Source organism: Nocardioides sp., from assembly GCF_034670285.1.
In the GTDB taxonomy this organism is placed as follows: domain Bacteria; phylum Actinomycetota; class Actinomycetes; order Propionibacteriales; family Nocardioidaceae; genus Nocardioides.
In genome coordinates this window covers 1-3,174 of sequence record NZ_JAXMNS010000420.1, presented here as the reverse complement: position 1 = coordinate 3,174, position 3,174 = coordinate 1, and the positions used below count along the sequence as shown (strand labels likewise).

The 3,174-nt window shown below is 69.8% G+C and carries 4 protein-coding genes; 3 read left to right on the top strand and 1 reads right to left on the bottom strand.

The window, feature by feature from the left end; translation table 11 throughout:
• From VOI19_RS16960 to VOI19_RS16950, 3 genes are all read left to right on the top strand, one after another.
• A partial coding sequence (locus VOI19_RS16960) for an O-acetylhomoserine aminocarboxypropyltransferase/cysteine synthase family protein (protein ID WP_323794131.1) occupies positions 1-881 on the top strand: 881 nt, incomplete at its 5' end.
• A 4-nt stretch (positions 882-885) separates the two neighbouring features.
• Complete coding sequence (metX, locus tag VOI19_RS16955; protein ID WP_323794130.1) at positions 886-2,025, top strand: homoserine O-acetyltransferase MetX; 1,140 nt, start codon at positions 886-888, stop codon at positions 2,023-2,025.
• 51 nt (positions 2,026-2,076) lie between these two features.
• Complete coding sequence (locus VOI19_RS16950) at positions 2,077-2,235, top strand: hypothetical protein (RefSeq protein WP_323794129.1); 159 nt, start codon at positions 2,077-2,079, stop codon at positions 2,233-2,235.
• An 11-nt stretch (positions 2,236-2,246) separates the two neighbouring features.
• On the opposite strand, the gene VOI19_RS16945 is transcribed toward VOI19_RS16950, so the two are convergent.
• A complete protein-coding gene (locus VOI19_RS16945) occupies positions 2,247-3,173 on the bottom strand; it encodes a 1,4-dihydroxy-2-naphthoyl-CoA synthase (protein WP_323794128.1) in 927 nt (308 codons plus the stop codon).
• Position 3,174: the final 1 nt, after the last annotated feature.

Below are 3,174 nucleotides of genomic sequence, written 5' to 3'. Positions count from 1 at the left end.
CCGAGGACCTCGCCCAGCACGTCGACGACAAGACCCGCCTGGTCTTCGGCGAGACCGTCGCCAACCCCAAGATCAACGTCGTCGACATCCCGGCCTGGGCCGAGGCCGCTCACGCCCACGGCCTCCCGCTGATCATGGACAACACCGCGCCGACGCCGTACCTCGTGAAGGCGCTCGACCAGGGCGCCGACATCGTCGTGCACGCCGCGACGAAGTACATCGGTGGCCACGGCACCTCGATCGGCGGCGTGATCGTCGACTCCGGGCGCTTCGACTGGGCGGCCCACGCCGACCGCTTCCCCGGCCTTACCGCACCCGACCCGGCCTACCACGGCGTCGTGTGGACCGACGCCGCCGGACCGGCTGCCTACATCATCCGCGCGCGCACCGTGCTGCTGCGCAACACCGGCGGCGCCATCACGCCGATGAACTCCTGGCTCTTCCTCCAGGGTCTCGAGACCCTGCACCTGCGCATGGAGCGCCACAGCGAGAACGCCCTGAAGGTCGCCCAGTTCCTCCAGGGCCACGACGACGTCTCGTGGGTCAACTACCCCGGTCTCGACGACAGCGCCTACAAGGCGACCTACGACCGCATCAGCACCGGCCACGGGTACGGCGGGCTGCTGAGCTTCGGTGTGAAGTCCGGGCGTGAGGGCGGTCGCCGCTTCATCGAGTCGCTCGGCCTGATCAGCCACCTCGCCAACATCGGCGACGCGAAGACGCTGGCGATCCACAACGCCACCACGACCCACAGCCAGCTGACGCCCGACGAGCTCGACGCGGCCGGCGTGCCCGAGGACATGGTGCGGCTCTCGATCGGCATCGAGCACGTCGACGACATCATCGCCGACGTGACCCAGGCCCTGGAGGCGAGCAGGTGAGCTCGTGAGCATCTCGGGCTCTCTCGGCTCCGGCTCCGTCGGCTCCCTGGGATACGTGGAGTCGCAGCGGGTCGTCCTGGCCACCCAGGACGACCCGCTGCACCTGCGCGGCGGCGGGCGGCTCGACCACGTGGAGGTGGTCTACGAGACGTACGGCGACCTGTCGCCGGCGCGCGACAACGTGGTCTTCGTCTGCCACGCGCTCACCGGCAACGCCCACGCGGCCGGGCTGCACCTCGGCTCGAAGAAGCGCGGGTGGTGGGACAACCTCATCGGCCCGGGCAAGCCGGTCGACACCGACCGCTACTTCGTCGTCTCGGCCAACCTCCTGGGCGGGTGCTCCGGCACCACGGGACCGTTGTCGACCGACCCGGCGACCGGGGCGCCGTACTGCCTCGACTTCCCGCTGCTCCACATGACCGACCTCGTAGCCGCGCACCGGCGACTGGTGGCGGACCTCGGGGTCGAGCGGCTCCACGCCGCCGTCGGTGGATCGCTGGGCGGTATGCAGGTGCTCCAGTGGGCCATCGACGATCCCGACGCCATCGATCGCGCCGTGGTCGTCGCGGCGTCGTCCCGGCTGACCCCGGAGAACATCGCCTTCTCCACCGTAGGGCGCGAGGCGATCATGTCGGACCCCGACTTCTGCAACGGTCGCTACGTCGAGCAGGACGTCTTCCCGTGGCGGGGGCAGAAGGTCGCCCGGATGATGGCGCACATCAACTACGTCTCGGCCGAGTCGCTCGAGACGAAGTTTGGTCGGCGCCGCACCTCGCAGGGCGACGACTGGCGCCTTGACGCCGACTTCGAGGTCGAGCACTACCTGCAGCACCAGGGCAAGGTCTTCCTCGACCGCTTCGACGCGCTGTCCTACCTCTACCTCACCCGGCTGCTCGACTACTTCGACCCGTTCGCCGACCCGGGCACGGCCGAGGCGCTTCGCCGAGCCAGGACCCGGTTCCAGGTCACGTCGTTCGACTCCGACTGGCGCTTCGACTCGGCCCAGTCCGCGGCGATGGCCACCGCGCTGCGCGACCTCGGGGTGGACGTCGACCTCGCCGAGATCGCCTCACCCTTCGGCCACGACTCGTTCCTGCTCCAGCCGCGCGGCTACCACGAGCGGATCGCCGCCTTCCTCGACTGACTCGGCCGCACCGCGCTGCTACGGTCGAACCTCCGACCGAAGGAGACCGAGATGCTGAAGATCGTGGGCCTGTTGCTGGTCGCCTGGCTCGCTCTGATGATCCTCGGGGCGGTGCTCAAGGGCCTGTTCTGGCTGGTCGTCATCGGGGCCGTGCTGTTCGTCGCGACAGCCGCCTACGGTTGGGGCAAGCGCGACGACGTGAGCCGCTGACCCGTGCCGGATCAGTAGTACCAGGGGTACGGCGACCAGTCGGGGTCACGCTTCTCGAGGAACTGGTCGCGCCCCTCGGCCGCCTCGTCGGTCATGTAGGCCAGCCGCGTGGTTTCGCCGGCGAAGAGCTGCTGACCGACCAAGCCGTCGTCGATGGCGTTGAAGGAGTACTTCAGCATCCGCTGGGCGGTGGGCGACTTGGCGTTGATCTTGCGGCCCCACTCCAAGGCGGTGGCCTCGAGCTCGGCGTGCGGGATCGCGCGGTTGACGCCACCCATGCGCACGCCGTCCTCGGCGGAGTACTCGTCGCCGAGGAAGAAGATCTCGCGGGCGAACTTCTGCCCGACCTGGCGGGCGAGGTACGCCGAGCCGAAGCCGCCGTCGAAGGAGCCGACGTCGGCGTCGGTCTGCTTGAAGCACGCCTCCTCGGCGCTGGCCAGCGTCAGGTCGCACACGACGTGCAGGCTGTGCCCGCCACCGGCGGCCCATCCGGGAACGACGGCGATGACGATCTTCGGCATGAACCGGATCAGCCGCTGGCACTCCAGGATGTGGAGGCGCCCGAGCCGCGCGGCGTCGATCGGGTTGGGCGGCGCACCCGCGTCGTCGTGACCGGCGGTCTCGTACTGGTAGCCGGCGCGGCCGCGGATGCGCTGGTCGCCGCCGGTGCAGAAGGCCCACTTGCCGTTCTTGGCGCTCGGGCCGTTGCCGGTGAGCAGCACGCAGCCGACGTCGGCGGAGGTGCGCGCGTGCTCGAGCGTGCGCAGCAGCTCGTCGACGGTGTGCGGCCGGAAGGCGTTGAGCACGTCGGGGCGGTCGAAGGCGATCCGCACGGTGCCGTGCGCCTTCGCGCGGTGGTAGGTCAGGTCGGTCAGGTTCTCGAAGCCGGGAACGACGTCCCAGGCCTCGGCGTCGAAGATGTCCGACACTCCGTCGATG